Origin of the sequence: Jeotgalibaca arthritidis, assembly GCF_011100465.1 — a bacterium.
Lineage (GTDB): Bacteria > Bacillota > Bacilli > Lactobacillales > Aerococcaceae > Jeotgalibaca > Jeotgalibaca arthritidis.
Genome location: NZ_CP049740.1, coordinates 960,784 through 983,795, shown reverse-complemented (window position 1 = coordinate 983,795; position 23,012 = coordinate 960,784). Strand labels below are relative to the sequence as shown.

Genomic DNA, 23,012 nt, shown 5'->3' with positions numbered 1-23,012 from the left:
TGGGAGGTAAATCCGTTAAAACCACAATCAAGGAGGAAATATCATGGCTAAAAAAAGTAAACAATTCCGTGCTGCTCTTGAGAAAGTAGAAACATCAAAACAATATACTATTGAAGAAGCAATCGCATTGGTAAAAGAAATTGATTTTGCTAAATTCGATGCAACAGTTGAAGTTGCATACCGTTTAGGAATCGACACTCGTAAAAATGATCAACAAATCCGTGGGGCAGTTGTATTGCCACATGGTACAGGTAAAACACAACGCGTTTTAGTATTTGCTAAAGGTGACAAAGCTAAAGAAGCTGAAGCAGCTGGAGCAGACTACGTAGGCGACGCAGACTTGTCTCAAAAGATTCAAGGTGGCTGGTTCGACTTTGACGTTGTTGTTGCAACACCTGACATGATGGGTGAAGTAGGTCGTCTAGGACGCGTCTTAGGACCTAAAGGCTTGATGCCAAACCCTAAAACTGGAACAGTTACAATGGACGTAACAAAAGCTGTTGAAGAAATCAAAGCTGGTAAAGTTACATACCGTGCTGACAAGCAAGGTAACATCCATGCTCCAATCGGAAAAGTTTCTTTCGATAACGAAAAATTAATCGAAAACTTAAAAACTATCCACGATGTTGTTTTGCGTGCTAAACCAGCATCTGCAAAAGGTCAATACATCAAAAACGTGAGTGTAACATCTACATTTGGCCCTGGTGTTAAAGTAGACGCAACATCAGTTAAATAATTTTAAATATAACTTGACCTAGATGATTGTCTCTGTTACAATCATCTAGGTTAATTATATGTCTTACCGTAGACAGCAGGGGACGCAAGTCTTAATAACCTGCCGAGGAAGAATCCAGTTCATAACAACGGATCCTCTATGTCTAGGTGGCATAGAGTTTTTTGTTTATTCAAAAAATTCTATCAAAATCTCAGGAGGTGAACGATAAGATGAGTGAAGCTGCTATTGCTAAAAAACAACTACTAGTTGAAGAAGCTACTGCTAAATTGCAAGGATCTGCTTCAGTTGTCGTAGTTGACTACTTAGGTCTTACTGTTGCTGAGGTGACAGAACTAAGAAAACAATTACGTGAAGCTGGCGTTGAAATGCAAGTATTGAAAAACTCAATCATTTCTCGCGCTGCACAAGCTGCAGGTCTAGAAGGAATGGAAGATATTTTCAAAGGACCAACTGCTGTAGCATTTAGTACAGAAGACGTTGTAGCACCTGCGAAAATTATGGCTGAGTTTGCTAAAACAGCAACTAAGCTAGAAATTAAAGGTGGCGTTATCGAAGGTAAAGTTTCTTCTAAAGAAGAAATTGAAGCTCTTGCTAAACTACCAAACCGCGAAGGTATGCTATCTATGTTACTTTCAGTATTGCAAGCACCTATTCGCAACTTTGCATTGGCTGTTAAAGCTGTATCTGAAAAAGATAACGAAGCTGCATAACAACCGATCAAACAGACACTCACTTAGTTGGGTTGTCTAACAAAAAAATCCAAAAAACAAAACAAACGGAGGAATTTAAAATGGCATTGAATATTGAACAAATTATTGCTGACGTTAAAGAAGCAACAGTTCTTGAATTGAACGACTTAGTAAAAGCTATCGAAGAAGAATTTGGTGTAACTGCAGCAGCTCCTGTAGCGGCAGCTGGTGGCGCTGGAGAAGCGGCAGCTGAAGAAAAATCTGAATTTGACGTAGAATTAACTTCTGCTGGAGATTCAAAAATTAAAGTAATCAAAGTTGTTCGTGAAGCAACTGGTCTAGGTCTGAAAGAAGCTAAAGCATTAGTTGATGGAGCACCAGGACTAATCAAAGAAGGTCTTTCTAAAGAAGACGCTGAAGCATTGAAAGCTCAATTAGAAGAAGTTGGAGCATCTGTAACAGTTAAATAGTCTGTTAAAGTGCTTAAGGGCTGGAACATTATGTTCCGGCCTTTCTTTTTGGACTAAAACCTAAAAATAAGATAGGATGTAGTTAAATAGAGTCTATGATGAGGAGTGATCGCTATGTCAGATCATTACTATACAAAGAATCCTAATGTAAAAAGCGATGAAACAACTTGGACCTTTCCACTAAAAGGAAAAGACTTCCGCTTTATTACGGATGCAGGTGTATTTTCAAAAGGGACAGTTGATTTTGGATCACGATTGTTGATTGATACATTCAAGCTTCCAGAAGAAACGACAGGGCCAATTTTAGATGTTGGTTGTGGGTATGGTCCGATGGGGCTATCTTTGGCTTATGCCTATCCCGATCGTATGGTTGAAATGGTTGATGTGAATGAACGTGCAATGGCTTTGGCTAGACGTAATGCAGCAGCAAATCATATTACCAACATCAAAGTTTATGAATCTTCTGCTTATGCTAGCGTTGAGGGCAAGAATCGGTTTGCTGCCATAGTGACAAACCCACCTATTCGTGCCGGTAAACAAGTCGTTCACCAAATATTAAGTGAAGCCTATGACTACTTAGAAGACAATGGAAGTCTAACTGCTGTTATCCAGAAAAAGCAAGGGGCGCCAAGCGCACAAAAGCTGATGGAAGAGGTTTTTGGCAACGTTGAAGTGATTGCCAAAGATAAAGGTTATTGGATTCTTCAAAGCCTAAAATAGTATTGACAAATTCAAGCTGCTTTGTTAAACTGTTAAGTACTGTAGACACATAAGATATATGGGAATCAGGTTGAAATATTGTCCAACCGCGGTTCTAAACGGCAAAAAACAAAAGACAGAGTAATTTTTATGGAAATTGCATCGATCTTTTGGTTTTTTTTTGTCAAAAATCAGGTCGTTGCAGTCGATTGTTAGCTAATTGTCACACTTGTAACGCAATTGTAATAAGTTAGTTTCAGTATCTCTAGTCAAATTTTATGAGGGGTGAAGAAGTTGTTAGGACACAATGTTAATTACGGGAAACATCGTACCCGCAGAAGTTACTCACGTATCAGTGAAGTTTTAGAACTTCCAAACCTGATTGAACTTCAAACAGATTCTTACAAATGGTTCTTGGAAAAAGGACTAAGAGAAATGTTTAGCGATATTTCTCCAATTGAAGATCATACAGGTAACTTAGCCTTAGATTTTTTGGATTATGAACTTCATACGCCAAAATACACAGTAGCAGAGGCTCGTCAACACGATGCAAACTACTCAGCTCCTATCTATGTTAAGCTTCGTTTAATCAATAAAGAAACGGGCGAAATTAAAGACCAAGAAGTTTTCTTCGGAGACTTCCCATTGATGACAGAAATGGGAACATTCATCATCAATGGTGCAGAACGTGTTATTGTATCGCAATTAGTACGTTCACCAGGTGTTTACTACCACAATAAGATTGATAAAAATGGTAAGGAAACATTCGGAAATACAATGATTCCAAACCGTGGTGCATGGATGGAATTTGAAACAGATGCAAAGGATATTTCTTATGTACGTATTGACCGTACGCGTAAAATCCCCCTATCTGTTTTAATTCGTGCGTTAGGGTTTGGATCAGATGACCAAATTTTAGAAATTTTTGGAAACAATGACAGCTTGAAGCTGACAATCGAAAAAGATGTTCATAAAGTATCTTCTGACTCAAGAACAGAAGAAGGCTTGAAAGATATCTACGAGCGTCTTCGCCCAGGTGAGCCAAAGACAGCAGACAGTTCTCGTAACTTACTATATGCGCGTTTCTTCGACCCAAGAAGATATGATTTAGCTCCTGTTGGACGTTACAAACTAAATAAAAAACTAAACATTAAAACAAGACTTTACAACCAAATCTTGGCTGAAACATTAGTTGATCCAGAAACAGGCGAAATTCTTGCTGAATCAGGTACAGAATTAAACCGTGAAGTAATGGATAGATTAAGTAGCCATCTTGATAATGGTTTGAACGAAGTTGTTTTACACCCATCTGAAGATGGTGTTGTAACAGAACCAGTTCACATCCAAGTTGTTAAAGTATTTTCAAAAGCAGACCCTGAAAAAATTATCAATGTGATTGGTAACGGCGAAATTGACGCAGAAGTTAAACATTTAACAACAGCTGACATTTTTGCATCTATCAACTACTTCTTCAACTTATATGAAGGATTAGGAAACATTGACGACATCGACCACTTAGGTAACCGTCGTATTCGTTCAGTAGGTGAATTACTGCAAAACCAATTCCGTATCGGTTTATCTCGTATGGAACGTGTAGTACGTGAGAGAATGTCTATTCAAGATGTTTCAACGATTACACCACAACAATTAATTAACATTCGTCCAGTAGTGGCTTCTATTAAAGAGTTCTTCGGATCTTCTCAGTTGTCACAGTTCATGGACCAAACAAACCCATTAGGTGAGTTGACGCACAAACGCCGTCTATCTGCACTTGGACCTGGTGGTTTGACGCGTGACCGTGCCGGCTATGAAGTTCGTGACGTTCACTACTCTCACTACGGCCGTATGTGTCCGATTGAAACACCTGAGGGACCTAACATCGGTTTGATTAACAGTTTGTCTTCATATGCAAAAATTAATGACTACGGCTTTATTGAAACACCATATCGTCGTGTTGACTGGAATACACATAAAGTAACAGATACCATCGACTATCTAACAGCTGATGAAGAAGATAATTTTGTTGTTGCCCAAGCAAACTCAATATTAAATGAAGATGGTAGCTTCGTTAACGACATTGTTATGGCACGTTACATCCATGATAACTTGGAAGTGCCGATTGAACGTGTTGACTACATGGACGTTTCACCAAAACAAGTAGTTGCGGTAGCGACAGCATGTATTCCGTTCTTGGAAAACGATGACTCCAACCGTGCATTGATGGGTGCCAACATGCAGCGTCAAGCTGTTCCGTTGATCAATCCTAAAGCTCCGCTTATCGGTACTGGTATGGAATACAAAGCAGCGCATGACTCTGGTGCAGCCTTATTGTGTAACAACGATGGTGTTGTTGAGTATGTTGATGCTAACGAAATCCGCGTACGTCGTCCAGACGGCGCACTTGATAAATACAATGTGATTAAGTTCCAACGTTCAAACTCTGGAACATGTTACAACCAACGCCCAATCATTAGCTTAGGCGAAGAAGTAGAAAAAGGTGACATTCTTGCTGATGGTCCATCTATGGAACAAGGTGAGATGGCACTTGGACAAAACATCTTAGTAGCCTTCATGACTTGGGAAGGTTACAACTATGAAGATGCGGTTATCATGAATGAACGTCTTGTTAAAGATGATGTTTATACATCTGTTCATATTGAAGAATATGAATCAGAAGCTCGTGATACAAAACTTGGACCTGAAGAAATCACTCGTGAGATTCCAAACGTCGGAGAAGACGCTTTGAAAGATTTAGACGAGCGCGGAATTATCCGTATCGGTGCTGAAGTTCGCGATGGCGATATTCTTGTTGGTAAAGTAACACCTAAGGGAGTAACTGAATTATCTGCTGAAGAACGTCTTCTTCATGCTATTTTCGGTGAAAAAGCACGTGAAGTTCGTGATACATCACTACGCGTACCACACGGTGGCGGCGGAATCGTTCATGACGTTAAAGTCTTTACACGTGAAGCAGGCGATGAATTATCACCTGGTGTTAACTTACTCGTTCGTGTTTACATTGTTCAAAAACGTAAAATTAGCGAAGGGGATAAGATGGCGGGACGTCACGGTAATAAAGGGGTTGTATCCCGTATTATGCCGGAAGAAGACATGCCATACTTACCAGATGGTACACCAGTTGATATCATGTTGAATCCACTAGGGGTTCCTTCTCGTATGAACATTGGACAAGTATTGGAATTACACTTAGGTATGGCTGCTCGCCAACTTGGTATTCATATTGCAACACCAGTATTTGATGGGGCAAGTGAAGAAGATGTTTGGGGAACAGTAGCAGAAGCTGGTATGGCGAAAGATGCTAAGACTGTCCTTTATGATGGTCGTACTGGTGAGCCATTTGACAACCGCGTTTCTGTTGGGGTTATGTACTACTTGAAACTATCCCACATGGTAGACGACAAGTTACATGCTCGTTCAACAGGACCATACTCTCTTGTTACACAACAACCACTTGGAGGTAAAGCTCAATTTGGTGGACAACGTTTCGGAGAGATGGAAGTTTGGGCACTGGAAGCTTACGGTGCTGCTTATACACTACAAGAAATCTTGACTTACAAGTCAGATGACGTTGTCGGACGTGTGAAAACTTACGAAGCGATTGTTAAAGGTGAATCAATTCCAAAACCTGGTGTTCCAGAATCATTCCGCGTATTAGTAAAAGAATTGCAAGCTCTAGGTCTAGATATGAAAGTATTAGACGAAAATAGAGAAGAAATCGAATTACGCGATATGGACGAAGAAGATGACGTTGTGAATTTCGAACGTTTAAACAAACAAACTGAAGTTAAAAAAGAAGATGCAGAAACTGAGGCAGGAGAAACAAGAGAGTAAACATAGCCGAACAAGGAACTGTCTGTTCCTTGTTCCTATCTGCTTTTTGTTTCTAAAACGTTCAGATTGGCTGTTAAAGTAGGATGAGCATATTGGGCAGCTCAGCAGAAAAGGGAGGGAAGCCCCTTGATAGATGTAAATAATTTCGAACAAATGCAAATCTCTTTGGCTTCACCTGATAAAATCCGTAGCTGGTCTTACGGGGAAGTTAAAAAACCAGAGACAATTAACTATAGAACATTGAAGCCTGAAAAAGAGGGTCTGTTCTGTGAAAGAATCTTTGGACCACAAAAAGATTGGAAATGTTCATGTGGAAAATATAACGGTATCCGTTATAAAGGTATCGTTTGTGACCGCTGTGGTGTAGAAGTAACGCGCTCTAAAGTTCGTCGTGAACGTATGGCGCATATCGAATTAGCAGCACCAGTTACACACGTATGGTACTTCAAAGGTATTCCAAGTCGTATGGGTCTTGTATTAGATATGAGTCCGCGTGCGCTAGAAGAAATCATTTATTTTGCAAGCTATGTGGTTATCGAACCAGGTGACGCAACATTAGAAGCAAAACAATTGTTAACTGAACGTGAATATCGCGAAAAACGTGCACAATATGGAAATAGCTTCCATGCTGCAATGGGTGCAGAAGCAATTAAACAATTACTTCAACGCGTTGACCTTGAAGCAGAATGTGAAGAATTAAAAGAACAACTAAAAACAGCAACAGGCCAAAAGCGTACGCGTGCTATCCGTCGTTTAGACATCTTGGATGCATTCCGCGTATCTGGCAACAAACCTGAGTGGATGGTTATGGACGTTGTTCCAGTTATCCCACCAGACTTGCGCCCAATGGTTCAATTAGAGGGTGGCCGTTTTGCAACAAGTGACTTGAACGATTTATACCGCCGTGTCATTAACCGTAACAACCGTTTGAAACGTTTGTTAGACTTAAATGCACCAAATATTATTGTTCAAAACGAAAAACGTATGTTACAAGAAGCAGTTGATGCTTTGATTGACAACGGTCGTCGTGGTCGTCCAGTTGTAGGACCAGGAAACCGTCCATTGAAATCTCTATCACATATGTTGAAAGGGAAACAAGGTCGTTTCCGTCAAAACTTACTTGGTAAACGTGTAGACTATTCTGGTCGTTCGGTTATCGTTGTAGGACCATTCTTGAAGATGTACCAATGTGGACTTCCAAAAGAAATGGCACTAGAACTATTTAAACCTTTCTTGATGAAAGAATTAGTTCAACGTGAATTAGCAGGAAATATTAAAAATGCGAAACGCAAAATCGAACGTATGGACGATGATGTGTGGGACGTTTTAGAAGAAGTTATCCGTGAACATCCGGTTCTATTGAACCGCGCACCGACACTACACAGACTAGGTATCCAAGCCTTTGAACCTGTTTTAGTTGAAGGTAAAGCGATTCGTCTTCACCCGTTAGTATGTGAGGCTTACAATGCCGACTTTGACGGTGACCAAATGGCCGTTCACGTTCCGTTAAGTGAAGAAGCACAAGCAGAAGCACGTCTATTGATGCTTGCAGCACAAAATATCTTGAACCCTAAAGATGGTAAACCAGTTGTTACACCATCTCAGGATATGGTTCTAGGTAACTACTACTTAACAATGGAAGAAAAAGGTGCGGTTGGAGAAGGTATGATTTTCTCTAATCCAAATGAAGTAGAAATGGCATACCAAAATGGTTATGTACACTGGCATACGCGTATTGCCTTGTATACAAAATCATTACCAGCTAAACCATGGAAGGATCACCAAAAAGATGCCCTTCTTGTAACAACTGTTGGTAAAGTTATGTTCAACGCTATTATGCCTGATGAGTTCCCATATTTAAACGAACCAACTCAAGAAAACTTAGAAGAAGCAACACCAGATAAGTACTTTATCGATGCAAGTACAAACGTGAAAGAATTTATTGAAGCACAAGAAATTGTAGGACCATTTAAGAAGAAAAACATTGGTAATATCATTGCTGCTGTCTTCAAAAAATTCCATGTTACTGAAACATCACGCATGCTTGATAAGATGAAAGACTTGGGTTACAGCGTCTCTACTCGTTCAGGTATTACAGTAGGTATGGCTGACATTCTTGTATTGGAATCTAAAAAAGAAATTATCGAAAAAGCTCATAAACAAGTTGAAGCAACGACAAGACAGTTCCGTCGTGGTTTGATCTCTGATGATGAGCGTTACAACAGTGTTATTAACACTTGGAATCAAGCAAAAGACTTGATCCAAATTGAACTGATGAAATCTCTAGGTCAAGAAAACCCAATCTTCATGATGAGTGACTCAGGTGCCCGTGGTAACATCTCCAACTTTACACAGCTTGCTGGTATGCGTGGTTTGATGGCATCACCATCTGGTAAAATCATGGAGTTACCGGTTATTTCTAACTTCCGTGAAGGACTAACAGTCTTAGAAATGTTCTCTTCTACTCACGGTGCCCGTAAAGGTATGACCGATACGGCTCTGAAAACTGCCGATTCAGGTTACTTAACACGTCGTCTAGTAGACGTTGCACAAGATGTTATCGTTCGTGATGATGATTGTGGAACTGATGGTGGTTTGGATATCATGGCTATCCGTGAAGGAAATGAAATCATCGAATCACTAGAAGAACGCCTAATCGGACGTTACGCTCAAAAATCAATTATTCACCCTGAAACAGGTGCTGTTTTAGTTGCACATAACGAGCTAATTACAGAAGATAAAGCAAGAGAAATCATTGATGCAGGTATTGAAAAAGTAACGATTCGTTCAGTCTTTACATGTAACACACGTCATGGTGTATGTAAGTTCTGTTACGGTATGAACTTAGCAACTGGTAACGAAGTTGAAGTTGGGGAAGCAGTTGGTACAATTGCCGCTCAATCAATCGGTGAACCAGGTACTCAGTTGACCATGCGTACATTCCATACGGGTGGGGTTGCCGGAGATGATATTACTCAAGGTTTACCTCGTATCCAAGAAATTTTCGAAGCACGTAATCCGAAAGGACAAGCAGTTGTTACGGAAGTAACGGGAGAAGTAATCTCAATTGACGAGAATGCTGCAGAACGTTCGAAAGAAGTAACGGTTAAAGGTGTAACAGATACACGTACTTATTCCGTGCCTTATACAGCACGTATGAAAGTAGAAGAAGGTGATTTCGTTCACCGTGGTGCGCCATTAACAGAAGGTTCAATCGATCCAAAAGAATTGTTACGTGTTCGTGATGTGTTATCGGTTGAAACATACTTACTACGCGAAGTTCAGAAAGTATACCGTATGCAAGGGGTAGAAATCGGAGACAAGCATATTGAAGTAATGGTTCGCCAAATGTTACGTAAAGTACGTATCATGGACCCAGGTTCAACAGAAATCTTGCCAGGTACATTGATGGATATTGCTGACTTTACTGACCGAAATGCTGCTAGCATTCGTGCAGGAGAAGTTCCAGCAACAGCTCGTCCAGTATTATTAGGGATCACTAAAGCTTCCTTGGAAACAAACAGCTTCCTTTCTGCTGCATCATTCCAGGAAACGACACGTGTTCTTACTGATGCTGCATTACGTGGTAAGACAGATGACTTATTAGGTCTGAAAGAAAATGTTATTATCGGTAAGACAATCCCTGCAGGTACGGGTATGGCTCGTTACCGCAAGATGGATCCACAAGCTGTTAATATTGGTACATCTAGTGTTTACAGCATTGCTGATTCAGCAAATGCAGAAGATTCTTTAATCGGTTCAACAGATTTAACTGAAGAATAATGAGTAAAAAAGGCAGTAGGGAATTTTAATTTCCTCCTGCCTTTTTGTGTAGCTTATAAATAAAAGTACTCATTAATCATAAAAAAACTTAATGCTAGAAACGGTCCAAAGGGAATAAGCGGCTGAAAAAGAGTGGATTTATAGCGCGATAAAATAAAGAGATAAACAATCCCCATCAGTGACGCTAAGCAAAGCGTAGCTGAAGACGCATAAAACCCAAAGTAAAAACCAAAGATAGCCATTAGTTTCATATCACCGCCACCTAATCCATTTGGAACAAACCAACTAGCTGAAATCCCTACGATTAACATCATAACAATACCAAACCAAATCGGTAGCTGATTGAGGCTATCGTTGGCAAAGTGATAGAAGAAAGTAAAGATAAAAAGAAGTAGTTGTAAGCAGTCAGGTATATAGAAGTAATAATAATCAATCACGGCTACTAAAAAAAGAATACTATAGAAGCAACTATAAAAAACAAATGTAAAACCCTGATAATGAGACGCAGTTATTATGAAGATGCTGCCCCCTATCACTTCAAATAGTAAGAGATTACTTTTAATCCTCTTCTGACAATAACGGCAGCGTCCTCTCAAACTTAGAAATGAAAGCACAGGAATTAAGTCAAAGAAAGCTAATGGATGCTTACAGCTAGAACAAAACGACTGCTGAGCCATGAGGGATTCTTTTCTCGGTAATCGGTCAGCTATTACACAGTAAAAGGAAGCAAAGCAACTTCCAATAAAAAAATAATAAATCATCAACATTAAACGCATCTTGTCACACCCTTTCATCTATATAATCCGCTAAAAAAGAGAAAAAGCGTTTATTTTAAAAGGAAACTTATCTTTTCATCATGGAAAAAAAGGCTATAATAAAAAGAGTTAGCTTAAACGTACAAAATAAGACGCAATAGGCTATACTACAGAAGATAAGAATAAAAGAGTGAAGGTGAGATTGAGTGGAAGAAAATCAAATTATTTTAGAAAAAGATAACCCAACAAGATGGTTGATTCGAATGTTAAAGGGAGTCGCTGTAGGAATCGGAGCTATTTTACCCGGACTATCAGGAGGCGTACTAGCTGTTATTTTTAATATCTATGACCCATTATTGAAATTCTTAGGAAATATTAAAAAGAACTTTATGGCTAACGTCCGTTACTTTATTCCAATTGGTATCGGAGGCGTTTTAGGAGTTGTTGTCTTCTCTGTATTTGTTGAAAAGGCATTTGGACAATACGCTGCTCAATTTACCTGTTTATTTATTGGATTTGTAGCAGGAACATTTCCATCGTTATTTAGAACGGCTGGTAAAGAAGGCCGAAATGGTGGCGATTGGTTAACCCTTATTGTGTCTGCTATCTTTATTTTATTAATTATGATGATGGGTAGTGCAAAACTGACCCAAATACAGCCAAGTTTCTTGGCATGGATTTTCTCTGGAGCTATGGTCGGTTTAGGTATGATTGTTCCGGGTATGAGTCCAAGTAACTTCTTAATTTATTTTGGCCTCTACGATAAAATGGCGGCGGGTATCTCTGCTTTTGATTTTTCAGTTACGATTCCATTAGCAATTGGACTAATTGGCTGTGTGCTATTATTTGCTAAGTTGGTGAACTGGTTATTTGGCCGTTACTATTCTAAAATGTATCATTTTATTTTAGGAATGGTTGTCGGATCATCAATTGCTATTTTCCCAACAACCGTTTTTCCATCATTGACAACAGCTGGTTTAGCAGAATCTGGTTTAACATTGACTACTGCTATTTTATTCTCGGTGATTATGTTTGCACTAGGAACAGTCTTTTCATTATGGTTTAGTAAAATAGAAGATAAATATTCAAGAGATTAATACTGCTAAACAGCCGACCTCATGCGAGAAGTCGGCTGTTTTTTTTATTTTTTAAAAAAATGATGAATTGTAATATTAAGTGCAACACTTAGGGGAAAATAAAAGAAACCCATGACGCCCTCGTGTAGAATGAAGTTACCACACTAACATTCGAACGGAGGGATCGTCATGAATTACACTCATTTTACCATAGCCGAACGAACAAATTATAGGCCGGTTGTTCAAGGGGAAACTGAGTTTTAAAACCATTTAGCGTTGGCTGTATGCCGAGATGATTGACCTTCCTTTGACTGCCTTGCGACAGAAAGGAAAAAGACAGAACCCAAAGGAAACACGTGGGCGCTTTAATGTCGGGACGTGGTCAAGCCAAAGGCTGTGTCGCTACGTTTGTCGAGCGGAAAACGCGTTTGTACATCGGTATTAAAATGCCCAATCGCTCTGCCGCGTCCATGGACGCGGCTATTCGCAAACTCTATCACGTTCTCCCCAAAATAGCGTTCCAAACATTCACAACCGACTGGGGAAAGGAATTCAGCTGTTATGCCACAATCGAATCTGACTTGAAGATCCCTGTTTATTTTTGCGATGCCTATTCCGCTTGGCAGAGAGGCAGCAACGAAAACAGCAACGGACTGTTGAGGGAATTTTTCCCTAAACGGACAAACTTTGATTTTGTATCTCAAAACCAACTCCAGGAGGCAGTGGCATTAATCATTAATCGCCCACGAAAATGCTTAGACTGGAAAACACCACACGAGGCATTTAGTGAAGAACTGTTGCACTTAATTTGACAATCTATCAAAAGAAAAGTGTCTCTTTTTAGTTTTAAAGGATATCTCATTATCTATGTATCTTTACCCACCGTTTATGATAAAAAGGAGAAGAAAAATACAACGTTGAGCGATTATGTCTTTGGCTATGTCTGATGAGCATAATTTCGCAATAATCGCCATTTATATGAAAAGTGTAACCCGATAGAAAGCAGGGTTTAATACTGCAATAGATTTATTTGACTGATCAATGACATTACTGATTAACGGTTGACTTTTTTATTACCCAATCCTATAGTTCTAATAGGGTATAGGGGCATACCCTATTAGAACTATAGGAGGCATTTTATGACACATCATCCAGATCACAGCAAAGTGAGTATAATTAAACGCCTGAATCGTATTGAAGGTCAAATTGGCGGGATAAAAAACATGATTATTGACGAGCGGCCTTATGACGAGGTGATTGTTCAGTTGAACTCTTCACGATCTGCATTACAAAAGATTAGTCAGATTTTATTGGAAGCTCATGCCGACCATACCTTTAGGGACGCTATTGCGAGCGGTCAAACTGAAAAAGAACTAGAGAGTTTACGTCGTGCTGTTAAACAATACAGTAAGATGATTTAGGAAGGTTAATCATTCATGAAAAAATTAAAAGAAAATAAAGTCCTTTCTTTAGCAATTCCAGCCACGATTGAAAACATTTTACAGACACTCGTTGGTTTTATCGATACTCTGATGATTTCTAGAATTGGATTACTGGCCGTAACCGCTGTTGGAGTTGCCAACACTATACTAAATGTCTATTTAGCTGTTTTTATTGCCTTAGGGGTGGGTTCATCTGCTTTAATTGCTCAATATCTAGGAGCAAATAAAGAAAAAGAATCCCAAAAAGTCACCAACCAATCGGTTGTTTTAGCGACTGGTGTAGGCCTTGTTTTCTCTCTTGGCTCTCTTTTTCTTGGAGAACCTTTGTTAGCGACTATGGGTGCTTCATCTGAAGTTTTAACGTATTCAAAACAATTCTTTTATATTGTCGGCGGAAGTTCAGTCTTTATCTCCCTCATGACTGTATTAGGCAGCATCTTGAGAGCAACTGGAGATACAAAAACACCCATGAAGGTAACAGCTGTCGTAAATATAGGAAATATAATATTAGACTATATTCTCATTTTCGGTTTAGGTCCCATTCCAGCATTAGGTGTGGTTGGAACAGCAATTGGTACTGCGATTTCACGATTAATGGGTACAATTTTGTTGTTAAATAGGGTTCAAAAATCTAGCAGTCCTATAGATTTCTTAACTATATTTAAAAAATCGAATTATCAGTCATTAATTAAGCTTACTATTCCAGCTACTCTAGAACGCCTAGTTATGCGCTTAGGTCAAGTTCTTTATTTTGGTTTAATTATAAGTATTGGCGCAAAAACTTTTGCTGCTCATTCAATAGCTGGAAATATTGAGAGCTTCACTTATATGCCTGCATATGGGTTAGCTACAGCAGCAGCTACTTTGGTTGGAAATAGTATTGGGGCAAAGGACTTACCGAAAGCTAACCATTACGCTTATTCATCTGCTAAATACGGAGTGATATTTATGTCCTTTTTAGGCGTCATTTTATTTTTCGGTTCACCATTATTCGCTACACTATTTACCGATGATACAGAAGCAATTAATCAGATAGTAACAGCTCTTAGAATCGATTCATTCGCACAGCCTGTTTTAGCTATCAGTTTGATTACCACTGGTTCATTGCAAGGTATGGGGGATACCAAATCACCTTTGTACAGCACGGCATTTGGCATGTGGGTTATTCGAGTGGTTGGAGTCATTGTATTATCAAAAATATTTAATCTAGGTATAGCCGGTGTGTGGTTGTCAATCGCTATAGACTTATCTTTACGTTCTCTATTTTTAGTCTATAGATTCAAAAATAATATTAAGACCTTAAATAATAAATATCAAAATTTATAAACCAAATTAATACATGAAATTGAATAGAATCATGTATTGCAAAATAAGAGATTAATTTGACAAACCGTCATAAAAATAACAACCAGTCAAAACTAATAATAATATAGGTATTCCATAAGCTAAAACTCCTATTAATCGATCTACTAAAAATAAATAAAAAAATTCTTTTCTTGATGAGCGTCAATTTTTTTAACGGAAATCTATCCTATACTAAATTCAGTAAAGGAAAAGGAGGAATCAAAGGAAGCTATTTTAAACAAACCAAAATTATAGGAGGAATAGACCATGACTGAAAATAAAGCTTCTCAAGAAAGAACACCCCAAGAAAGATTTCAAGAAGAACAAGAACACAAGGAACATGTCCATCATACAAAAATTAATGCAGCGGCCATTTCGGATCATCTTTTAGGGAACATGCATACTTTACATGTGAAATTGCACCAATATCACTGGTATGTAAAGGGCGCTAATTTCTTCACCCTGCATGAAAAATTTGAAGAATTGTATAATCAAAACGAAGAATGGTTCGACAAACTAGCAGAACGCTTGATTATTTCCGGTCATAAACCGGCTTCAACCACCGCTGAATTTGAAAAATATTCCATGCTTTCAGAAGATGCCATCAATAAATACGCTAAAGCAGAAGACATGGTTGAAAATATTATCGACGATTTCAGAAGTACCCGTGAATTAACGATTCGTGCTATTCGTTTAGTACAAGATGAGGGTGACGATGCTTTAGAAGATACACTGATTGCTTTTAAAAATGACTTAGATAAAAACATTTGGATGCTGCAAGCGTTCATTGGCAAAGAGGCATTGGAAGACGACGATGCGTTTGATGAGGATGAAGATTAGGTTTTTCATAAACATACATTTAAAAATTAAAGATTTTGGGGTTGGGACTCTTTCCAGCTCCTATTTTTTTGCCGTTATAAAGACTTTTCTTGATGAGCGTCAATTTTTTTGAGGTAGGGGGCCTTTATACTAAATATAGGAAAGTTAAAAAAGGACAATAAACTGATAAAGGGGAAGAACGAATTGACTCAATATACCCAACCACATGCAGCAGGAAACCACTCAGCTTGTATCCGCTTAGTCCCGATATTCAATCATTTGGAGGAAAGCTCGATGGATCGCATCGCTGGAAAAGCTCACACGAATCACTATCAAAAAGGGGAGTTTCTGTTTCGCTCGCAAGAAAAAGATGATGCCCTGTATATTGTGAATCGCGGAAAAGTCCGCATCTATCGCTTGTCTGATTCTGGCAAAGAGCAACTAGTTCGTATTTTGAATCCGGGTGACTTTACGGGAGAATGGACGTTGTTCAATCCTGATGCTGTGCACGAGGAATACGCAGAAGCTACTCGAGATACGTCTGTCTGCATGATTCAACAACATGATGTACAAGAGTTTCTAAAAGAGTATCCTGCAATTTCGTTAAAGCTGCTAGGAGAGATATCGCAGCGGTTAGAAAGCTCCGAACGTCAAACCGCACAAGTAGCCGTGGAGAGCGTCATTACCCGTTTAGTTTTGTTTTTGGCAGAAAATGTGGAACCTGAAATGGGCAACTCTCCCACCATCACCCTGCCGATGGCAAAAAAGGACATTGCTTCCTATTTAGGAACGACACCTGAGACCATCAGTCGCAAATTTGGAGAATTGGAGGACGAGGGATTGATTCAACAGCTGTCTGGGAAAAGGATCAAGATTCAGGATTTAGATGATTTATTGCTTTACAGCGTATAATCGGACACACTTTTTTCTACACGTTGGTGTTCTGTCGCTCTTCATTAACAAGGGGACAGAACTCAATGCTTTTGCTTCCATCTGTCCGTTTTTGGTTTTTTTAAGACAGAACGACCTTCATTCATTGGAAAAATAAAAGCACAAACATGATAACCCTCAATTTTTTTGTTTTATTTTTCTTTAAGATAGGGTTGTCGAACAAAACGTAAAAATAAGTAGGGGTGAATGTGCATTATTTTTGGGTAATCGTTGCCATCACGTTGTCAGCAGCGGGTGCATTCTTTGTCATCCCTTTCACCAAGAACACGATTGGCGGCGAAGCAAAAACGTCTAACGTTGTTGAGGCAGATAGGTTAGCTATGGAAAAAGAAGAGGAAGTTGTAAAAGGAGCCGGCGTAATCGGACACGGAAAAGTGGCGTATTACGAATCGAGTGACCAGGGAGATAAAAGTGTATTCACTGTTTGGTTTCCATGGAGCTTAGCCGGAATCTTGTTCAGCATCACCCTGACTAGAATGACGCGAAAAATTGAAGAAATGGAGCAAATAGAATGGAATTCGTATTAGGCGTTTTGAATCCCCATTCGGTGGAGATTGGTTCTGTTGTGATTCATTGGTATGGAGTCATTATTGCAGTGGGCATATTAGCGGCTCTCCAGTTGAGCACCAAGGAAGCAAAGAAAAAAGGACTGGAAGAGGATACCATTATCGATATGGCCTTATGGGCAATTCCGATTGGACTCCTCGGCGCTCGGCTTTATTATGTGTTATTTGAACTTGGTTATTATCTGCAAAATCCAGGACAAATCCTTGCGATTTGGAATGGCGGCATTGCGATTTATGGGGGATTGATTGCAGGAAGGGGTACGCTATATTGGTATGCAAAGAAAAAAGGTACTTCTTTGGCACTCGTTCTTGATATTTTAGCGCCCAATGTATTGTTAGCCCAGTCCATTGGTCGTTGGGGCAATTTTATGAATCAGGAAGCTCATGGTGGACCGGTTACTCGTCAATTCTTGGAAAATCTTTATTTACCTGAATTTATCATTGAACAAATGAATATCAATGGTACCTACTACCATCCGACTTTTTTATACGAGTCATTGTGGAGTTTGTTGGGCTTTATCCTCATCGTCACTATACGGAACCGAAAACAGCTTTTGCGTCAAGGAGAAGTCGCTTTGAGTTACGTTTTGTGGTACTCAGTGGGTCGGTTCTTCATTGAAGGTATGCGAACGGACAGTTTATGGATTGGCGAGTGGATCCGCGTTTCGCAAGCCTTGTCCCTGGCCCTGTTTATTGGCGCGATTGTAGTATGGTTTATACGCAGACAAGACTATCCACCAATTTCTTATTATTCTGATGGCAATAAGGGGCAGAAAAAGACTATTAAGATGGTGAATTGAGCAAAAAGATAAAAAGAGTGCAAAACTTGATATGCGTCAATTTTCGTTTGCTAAAAGTGAGCTATACTACAGTTGTAAAGAGGAAAAGGCAGTGTTCATTAATCTGCTGCCGATAAAATAAAAACACATAAAGGAGATAGGAATTATGGAAAAAGCTATATTGCAATTAGAAACGTTGTCTTGTCCAAGTTGTATGCAAAAAATTGAAGGTGCCTTGAAATCAGTTAACGGTATTGATAAAGACAGCATTAAAGTATTATTCAACTCCAGCAAAGTCAAAACCAATTTTGATTCAGCTGTCACTTCGATTGAAGAGATTCAAAAAGCTATCGAAAACGTAGGCTATCCGGTCCTTAAAGCAAAAGTCAAGGCCGCTTAACAGATTAAATGAACTAGGCAATTCTGGAAGAAAAGCTATTTTTCTGGGATTGCTTTTTTGTTGCAATCCGATTCGAGGTACTTAGAAACGATAAAAGAGAACGTTCTAAACTTGATAGTCGTAAATTTTTATTCGATAAAAAGAGGGTATCGTTATAACTGTAAAGAGGAATAAGTGTCATTGAGGCTGTTAGATCAAAAAAATAGTGAAAAGGGACACGTATTTTTTCAAAACTTGATGTCAGTCAATTAATTACTTAGGCAATTATCTTATACTGTGTTTATCAATAAAAGAGAAATTAAATTTGGAGGGAAAAAGCATGCAACAATATATATTAAGCAAGAAAAATGTTATCACCGTCATCAGTGGATTGTTAATCGCACTCGGTTTCTTCAGTCACTTTGTTTTAGAAAACGTAGGACTTTCAGAGTGGTCTTTGATCATCGCCTCTGTCTTTGGGATTACGCCAATTGCCATTCAAGCGTTTCAAGCAATAAAAGTCAAAGTCATCAGTATTGATGTCTTAGTCAGTATTGCAGCGATTGGTGCGCTTTTTATTCAAAATTATGAAGAATCGGCTATTGTCACATTCTTATTCTTATTCGGACACTACTTGGAACAACGAACATTGAACCAAACGCGATCTGCTATCAAAGAATTGACTGAAATGGCACCCGAAAGCGCCTTGAAACAAATGGATAATGGCGAATTTGAAGAAGTAGAAGTGGATGATGTAGATGAAGGGGATATCTTGCTCGTTAAAACGGGTGCGAAAATTCCAGTGGATGGCACAGTCCTTACGGGTGAAGGGCATATCAATGAAGCTAGCATTACAGGGGAAGCTGTTCCGGTCAACAAGCTAGCTGATGCAGAAGTTTTTGCAGGAACCATTTTAGAAAACGGAACGATTCAAATCAGAGCTGACCGAGTTGGTGAGGACACCACATTTGGAAAAATTATTGAACTCGTGGAAGAAGCACAAGATTCTAAATCCGAAGCGGAACGGTTCATTGATCGCTTTTCTAAATACTACACACCAGCTGTCTTGGTTCTGGCAATTGTTGTATGGGCGTTCAGTCAAAATATTGAGTTAGCAATCACCATCTTGGTTCTAGGTTGCCCAGGCGCATTAGTTATCGGAGTGCCTGTCTCAAACGTTGCCGGTATTGGGAATGGTGCTCGTAACGGTGTTCTTTTAAAAGGGAGCGAAGTCATTCAAGACTTCAGCAATGTGGATACAATTGTATTTGATAAGACAGGTACTTTAACTGTCGGAAACCCAACCGTTGCAGCGACTGAACTGTATGAAAAAGATTCTGCTGAAACGCTTGGCTATCTGGCCAGTGTGGAACGGGAATCAGATCATCCATTAGCAAAAGCGGTCTTAAATCAAATTGGAGAAACAAACTTTTATCCTGTTGAAGGAACTGAAGTCGTGAAAGGCGGTGGAATCGTTTCAAGTGTAGCTGGACATAGAGTGGCTGTTGGGAATGTGGCCTTGATGGAAAAAGAAAATGTCACTCTCAGCAAAAAAGTGCAAAAAGATGTCAAACGGTTTGAACAACAAGGGAACTCTCTCGTTTTGACAGCGGTCGACGGTGAATTAAAAGTACTGATGGGCATTCGCGATCAAGTCCGTCCGGGTGTGAAAGCTAATTTGCAGGAATTAAAAGACTTGGGCGTGAAAAATCTAGTCGTTCTTTCAGGAGATAACCAAGGAACCGTTGATGTGGTCGCCGGCGAACTTGGTTTGACCGAAGCTCACGGCCACATGTTGCCGGAAGACAAATCGGCTTATATCGGAAAACTTCAACAACGTGGTCAAATTGTAGCCTTTGTTGGAGATGGCGTTAACGATAGTCCGTCCTTAGCTTTAGCAGACATTGGCATCGCAATGGGAAGCGGAACGGACGTAGCGATTGAAACATCCGATGTCGTTTTAATGAACTCGAACTTCAGCAACTTGCCTCACGCATTAGGATTAGTAAAAGCCACCGCAAATAATATGAAACAAAATATCGTGATTGCAATTGGAGTAGTGTTGATCTTGTTGACCAGCGTCTTCTTTAGCGAATGGATGAATATGTCTATCGGAATGTTGGTTCATGAAGGTAGTATCTTGGTGGTAATTTTCAACGGCATGAGATTAATGAAGTATAAGTTGAAAGGTCGAAAAGAACAAAAAGAAGTATCAGCACCTGCAGAGAAAGTAAAAATATCTTAAGAATAAATTAGAAGAGGCTGAGACAATAGTCCATCCTTGAAATGACAAAAGCGGAAACTCAGATTTTTAAATCTGGGATTTTCCGCTTTTTTGAGTTCTTGAAAAAAATAAGAGTATAGAGTATGCTCTTTATAAAATTAATTTTCGTGTAAATGATTAAAAAATTTAATAATAAAATTTAAATTCCTATTAAGTTGTAACACATGAAATTACATAGAATAGTGTAAAAAGAACCTTGATTTATCAAGGTTCTTTTTTTATCTTTTCTTAAAAATTATTACATTACAGTTATTTTAAAGTTATCAGAAAAATTATTTGTTTAATTGTTTGCTAGTTAAGTAAATGAATACGTATTGAAGGAGAAGTAAGATTCCTAAAATAACACCTACACCTATTTTACCTTCTTTTGAACTTAATAATTCTGAAAAAATGTCTATTCTAGTAAGAATTCCCAAAATACCATAAGTAACTATAAACGGAAGAAAAGGTGCCCATAATTTTTTATCCTTTTCTTTATAAAACAGATAGAGGACTATTCCAGATATAAGAATGATGGTAACTATGCCTAAATTTCCACTAAGATTTACTTTGAATGATGTAGATACTACAAAACTTATATAAAAGCCAACTGAGACGCCTAATCCAACTAATAAAAGTAAAACTAGTTTAGATAATTTGTCTTTAAATCGATATAAGCTAATCCCTAAAAGCCATAGAGCAAAGATAACCATAACAGTCCAGTAGAATCCGCTTATTAATAGACTTCCAATATCTAGGTCTTCATCTGGAAAAATAATTTTAGGTAAAATACTAAAAATACTATAGCTTGCTAAAGCAATTAGAATTATTTTTACAGTATCTAAAAGATTAATAGGCAGCTGTTTAATAATGTCGTCAGCGACTTTTTTTGGATTTTCTCCAAAATATTCTTCTGCGGAAAGACCTTGTTCTTGAGCATCTAAAATATCCCTTAAAACTTCTAATAATAATTCTTCGCTTTTTTTCACATCTCTGAAAAAAGCCATTATTCTAATATAAATAAGTAAGTTTCCATAGTATTTTTCGTTTTCTTTTGTCAACGATTCTTGTAAGACAGCATTTGTCTCAATCAATTCTTTTTCTTTCAATTCATTCACTTCCTTCTACCAGATTATCAACACTTTCTTTCAACTTATTCCATTGCACTGTAAATTCATTTTTTTCTATTAGCCCTTTTTCGGTAAGAGAATAATATTTTCTTTTTGGACCTGTATCAGAATCACGCAAGGTCCCTTTTATTAATTCTTTTTTTTCCAGTGAGAGCAAAAGAGGATAGATTGTCCCTTTAGGAATATCAGTAAAGCCAAACTTAGTAAGTTTTTCGCTCAGTTTATAACCGTATAATTCTTCTTGATAAAGTAAAAGTAAAATGCTACCTGATAAAATTCCTTTCAACATTTGAGAGTTTATTTTATTATCCATGCCATCCCTCCCATCATCTAGAATGTTTTACAAGTTAGTTATACCAAATAGAATCTAGCTTGTAAAGCATAATAGTTATTTTCTATATTTTTTAATTTTATTTTGATATAAGATGACAAAGAAACAACCCATTACTTTGAATTAATAGGTTGCTTTTAATACATGAAATTGGATAAAATCATGTATTCGAACAGACTAAAAAGGAGGGATTGTCATGGGCTATAATGTTCAGCCACTACGGTCGCAACAGGAGATTAATGATTTCTTATTTTGCCTACGACGGAATAAAAATGCGGAACGTGACGTTTTCTTGTTTCTAATCGGAATTAACAGCGGTCTGCGCATGTCCGACATCGTCAAACTCAAGAAAAAAGACGTGATTACCTCAAAAAAACCGCGCATCGTGGAGCAAAAGACAGGGAAAACACGCATTTTATACTTAAGCAGCTTACAGGACTTGATTCACGGCTATACCGCACCCTTAGATCTGGAGGCTTACTTGTTTCCCAGTACTAAGGGCGGACATTTAGAAGTCAATACGGTCTACCAGATGTTTCAAAAGGTCGCGAAGCTGTTAGGAAGGGACGATATCGGCACCCACACCCTACGAAAAACCTTTGGGTACCACTATTACAAAAAAACCAAAGACGTGACCACCCTCATGGAAATTTTTGGTCACAGTAGCGAGAAGATTACCAAACGCTACATCGGGATTAATGAAGACGAGATTAGTGAAACGTTATTAAATTTTCGGTTAGGTTTTTGATTGTATTATATAGTAGATAAGCACCACAGTAAGACGGTTATAATCACCCACAGTATTGGACAAATCAACCTTTTTTTGGTAATTATATATACAAATGAGAGTAGGCTCATAGTCAACTTGATATAAATCCGGAACATAAGGGTCCGGCGGGTGGCAAGCACCAAAACTAAACCTGTATAAAAGGCTGCTCTTTTGAGCAG

The 23,012-nt window shown here is 38.6% G+C and carries 19 protein-coding genes, 1 pseudogene and 1 other annotated feature; of the genes and pseudogenes, 17 read left to right on the top strand and 3 right to left on the bottom strand.

Translation table 11 applies throughout. The features are described from left to right. Positions 1–43 precede the first annotated feature (43 nt). The 6 genes from rplA (at position 44) to rpoC (ending at position 10,229) form a co-directional block, all read left to right on the top strand. A complete protein-coding gene (gene rplA / locus G7057_RS04915) occupies positions 44–736 on the top strand; it encodes a 50S ribosomal protein L1 (protein WP_166161771.1) in 693 nt (230 codons plus the stop codon). Between the two features lie 48 nt (positions 737–784). Then, positions 785–909 (top strand) — a sequence feature (ribosomal protein L10 leader region). Positions 910–945: 36 nt separating this feature from the next. Continuing rightward, entirely contained in the window at positions 946–1,446 is a 501-nt protein-coding gene (gene rplJ / locus G7057_RS04910) for a 50S ribosomal protein L10 (protein WP_076768016.1), read from the top strand. 80 nt (positions 1,447–1,526) lie between these two features. Beyond that, entirely contained in the window at positions 1,527–1,895 is a 369-nt protein-coding gene (gene rplL, locus G7057_RS04905; RefSeq protein ID WP_076768018.1) for a 50S ribosomal protein L7/L12, read from the top strand. A 114-nt stretch (positions 1,896–2,009) separates the two neighbouring features. After that, positions 2,010–2,615 (top strand): class I SAM-dependent methyltransferase, encoded by a 606-nt coding sequence (locus G7057_RS04900; protein WP_166161769.1) that lies wholly within the window; start codon positions 2,010–2,012, stop codon positions 2,613–2,615. A gap of 264 nt (positions 2,616–2,879) precedes the next feature. Continuing rightward, positions 2,880–6,446: a DNA-directed RNA polymerase subunit beta gene (rpoB, locus tag G7057_RS04895; RefSeq protein WP_193566104.1), complete on the top strand. Its 3,567-nt coding sequence runs from the start codon at positions 2,880–2,882 to the stop codon at positions 6,444–6,446. Positions 6,447–6,572: 126 nt separating this feature from the next. Next, a complete protein-coding gene (gene rpoC / locus G7057_RS04890; RefSeq protein ID WP_166161767.1) occupies positions 6,573–10,229 on the top strand; it encodes a DNA-directed RNA polymerase subunit beta' in 3,657 nt (1,218 codons plus the stop codon). A gap of 53 nt (positions 10,230–10,282) precedes the next feature. Here the strand turns inward: rpoC and G7057_RS04885 are convergent, their stop codons facing one another. Beyond that, positions 10,283–10,990 carry a prepilin peptidase gene (locus G7057_RS04885; RefSeq protein ID WP_227004691.1) on the bottom strand — a complete coding sequence of 236 codons (708 nt, stop codon included), beginning with the start codon at positions 10,988–10,990 and terminating at the stop codon, positions 10,283–10,285. 200 nt (positions 10,991–11,190) lie between these two features. Here G7057_RS04885 and G7057_RS04880 point away from each other — a divergent pair, with 200 nt between their 5' ends. The 10 genes and pseudogenes from G7057_RS04880 (at position 11,191) to G7057_RS04835 (ending at position 20,585) form a co-directional block, all read left to right on the top strand. Next, complete coding sequence (locus G7057_RS04880) at positions 11,191–12,081, top strand: DUF368 domain-containing protein (RefSeq protein WP_227004663.1); 891 nt, start codon at positions 11,191–11,193, stop codon at positions 12,079–12,081. A gap of 199 nt (positions 12,082–12,280) precedes the next feature. Then, positions 12,281–12,872: pseudogene (locus tag G7057_RS04875) on the top strand (IS30 family transposase); the annotation flags it as partial. Between the two features lie 327 nt (positions 12,873–13,199). Then, complete coding sequence (locus tag G7057_RS04870; protein ID WP_166161764.1) at positions 13,200–13,481, top strand: metal-sensitive transcriptional regulator; 282 nt, start codon at positions 13,200–13,202, stop codon at positions 13,479–13,481. Between the two features lie 15 nt (positions 13,482–13,496). Continuing rightward, positions 13,497–14,828, top strand: a complete 1,332-nt coding sequence (locus G7057_RS04865; protein ID WP_166161762.1) for an MATE family efflux transporter — start codon at positions 13,497–13,499, stop codon at positions 14,826–14,828. A gap of 285 nt (positions 14,829–15,113) precedes the next feature. Further along, positions 15,114–15,686, top strand: coding sequence for a Dps family protein (locus G7057_RS04860; protein ID WP_076768361.1), 573 nt, complete (start codon positions 15,114–15,116; stop codon positions 15,684–15,686). A gap of 183 nt (positions 15,687–15,869) precedes the next feature. Continuing rightward, positions 15,870–16,577, top strand: coding sequence for a Crp/Fnr family transcriptional regulator (locus tag G7057_RS04855; RefSeq protein WP_193566103.1), 708 nt, complete (start codon positions 15,870–15,872; stop codon positions 16,575–16,577). Positions 16,578–16,804: 227 nt separating this feature from the next. Continuing rightward, the gene (locus G7057_RS04850) at positions 16,805–17,143 is read left to right on the top strand and encodes a hypothetical protein (RefSeq protein ID WP_166161758.1); all 339 of its coding nucleotides are present in this window, start codon (positions 16,805–16,807) and stop codon (positions 17,141–17,143) included. Next, entirely contained in the window at positions 17,128–17,982 is an 855-nt protein-coding gene (lgt, locus tag G7057_RS04845; protein WP_166161756.1) for a prolipoprotein diacylglyceryl transferase, read from the top strand. Before G7057_RS04850 ends, lgt begins: the two co-directional genes overlap by 16 nt. Before the next feature lie 145 nt (positions 17,983–18,127). After that, entirely contained in the window at positions 18,128–18,361 is a 234-nt protein-coding gene (locus G7057_RS04840) for a heavy-metal-associated domain-containing protein (RefSeq protein ID WP_003125439.1), read from the top strand. Between the two features lie 319 nt (positions 18,362–18,680). After that, the gene (locus tag G7057_RS04835; RefSeq protein WP_166161754.1) at positions 18,681–20,585 is read left to right on the top strand and encodes a heavy metal translocating P-type ATPase; all 1,905 of its coding nucleotides are present in this window, start codon (positions 18,681–18,683) and stop codon (positions 20,583–20,585) included. Between the two features lie 311 nt (positions 20,586–20,896). Here G7057_RS04835 and G7057_RS04830 read toward each other — a convergent pair whose 3' ends face one another. Together G7057_RS04830 and G7057_RS04825 are read right to left on the bottom strand one after the other, a co-directional pair. Beyond that, on the bottom strand, positions 20,897–21,721 hold the full coding sequence (locus tag G7057_RS04830; RefSeq protein WP_227004661.1) for a DUF1129 domain-containing protein: 825 nt from the start codon (positions 21,719–21,721) through the stop codon (positions 20,897–20,899). Continuing rightward, positions 21,714–22,046, bottom strand: coding sequence for a PadR family transcriptional regulator (locus G7057_RS04825; protein ID WP_166161750.1), 333 nt, complete (start codon positions 22,044–22,046; stop codon positions 21,714–21,716). Before G7057_RS04825 ends, G7057_RS04830 begins: the two co-directional genes overlap by 8 nt. A gap of 214 nt (positions 22,047–22,260) precedes the next feature. Between G7057_RS04825 and G7057_RS04820 the strand changes: the two genes are divergently transcribed. Next, a complete protein-coding gene (locus G7057_RS04820; protein ID WP_166161748.1) occupies positions 22,261–22,812 on the top strand; it encodes a tyrosine-type recombinase/integrase in 552 nt (183 codons plus the stop codon). Positions 22,813–23,012: the final 200 nt, after the last annotated feature.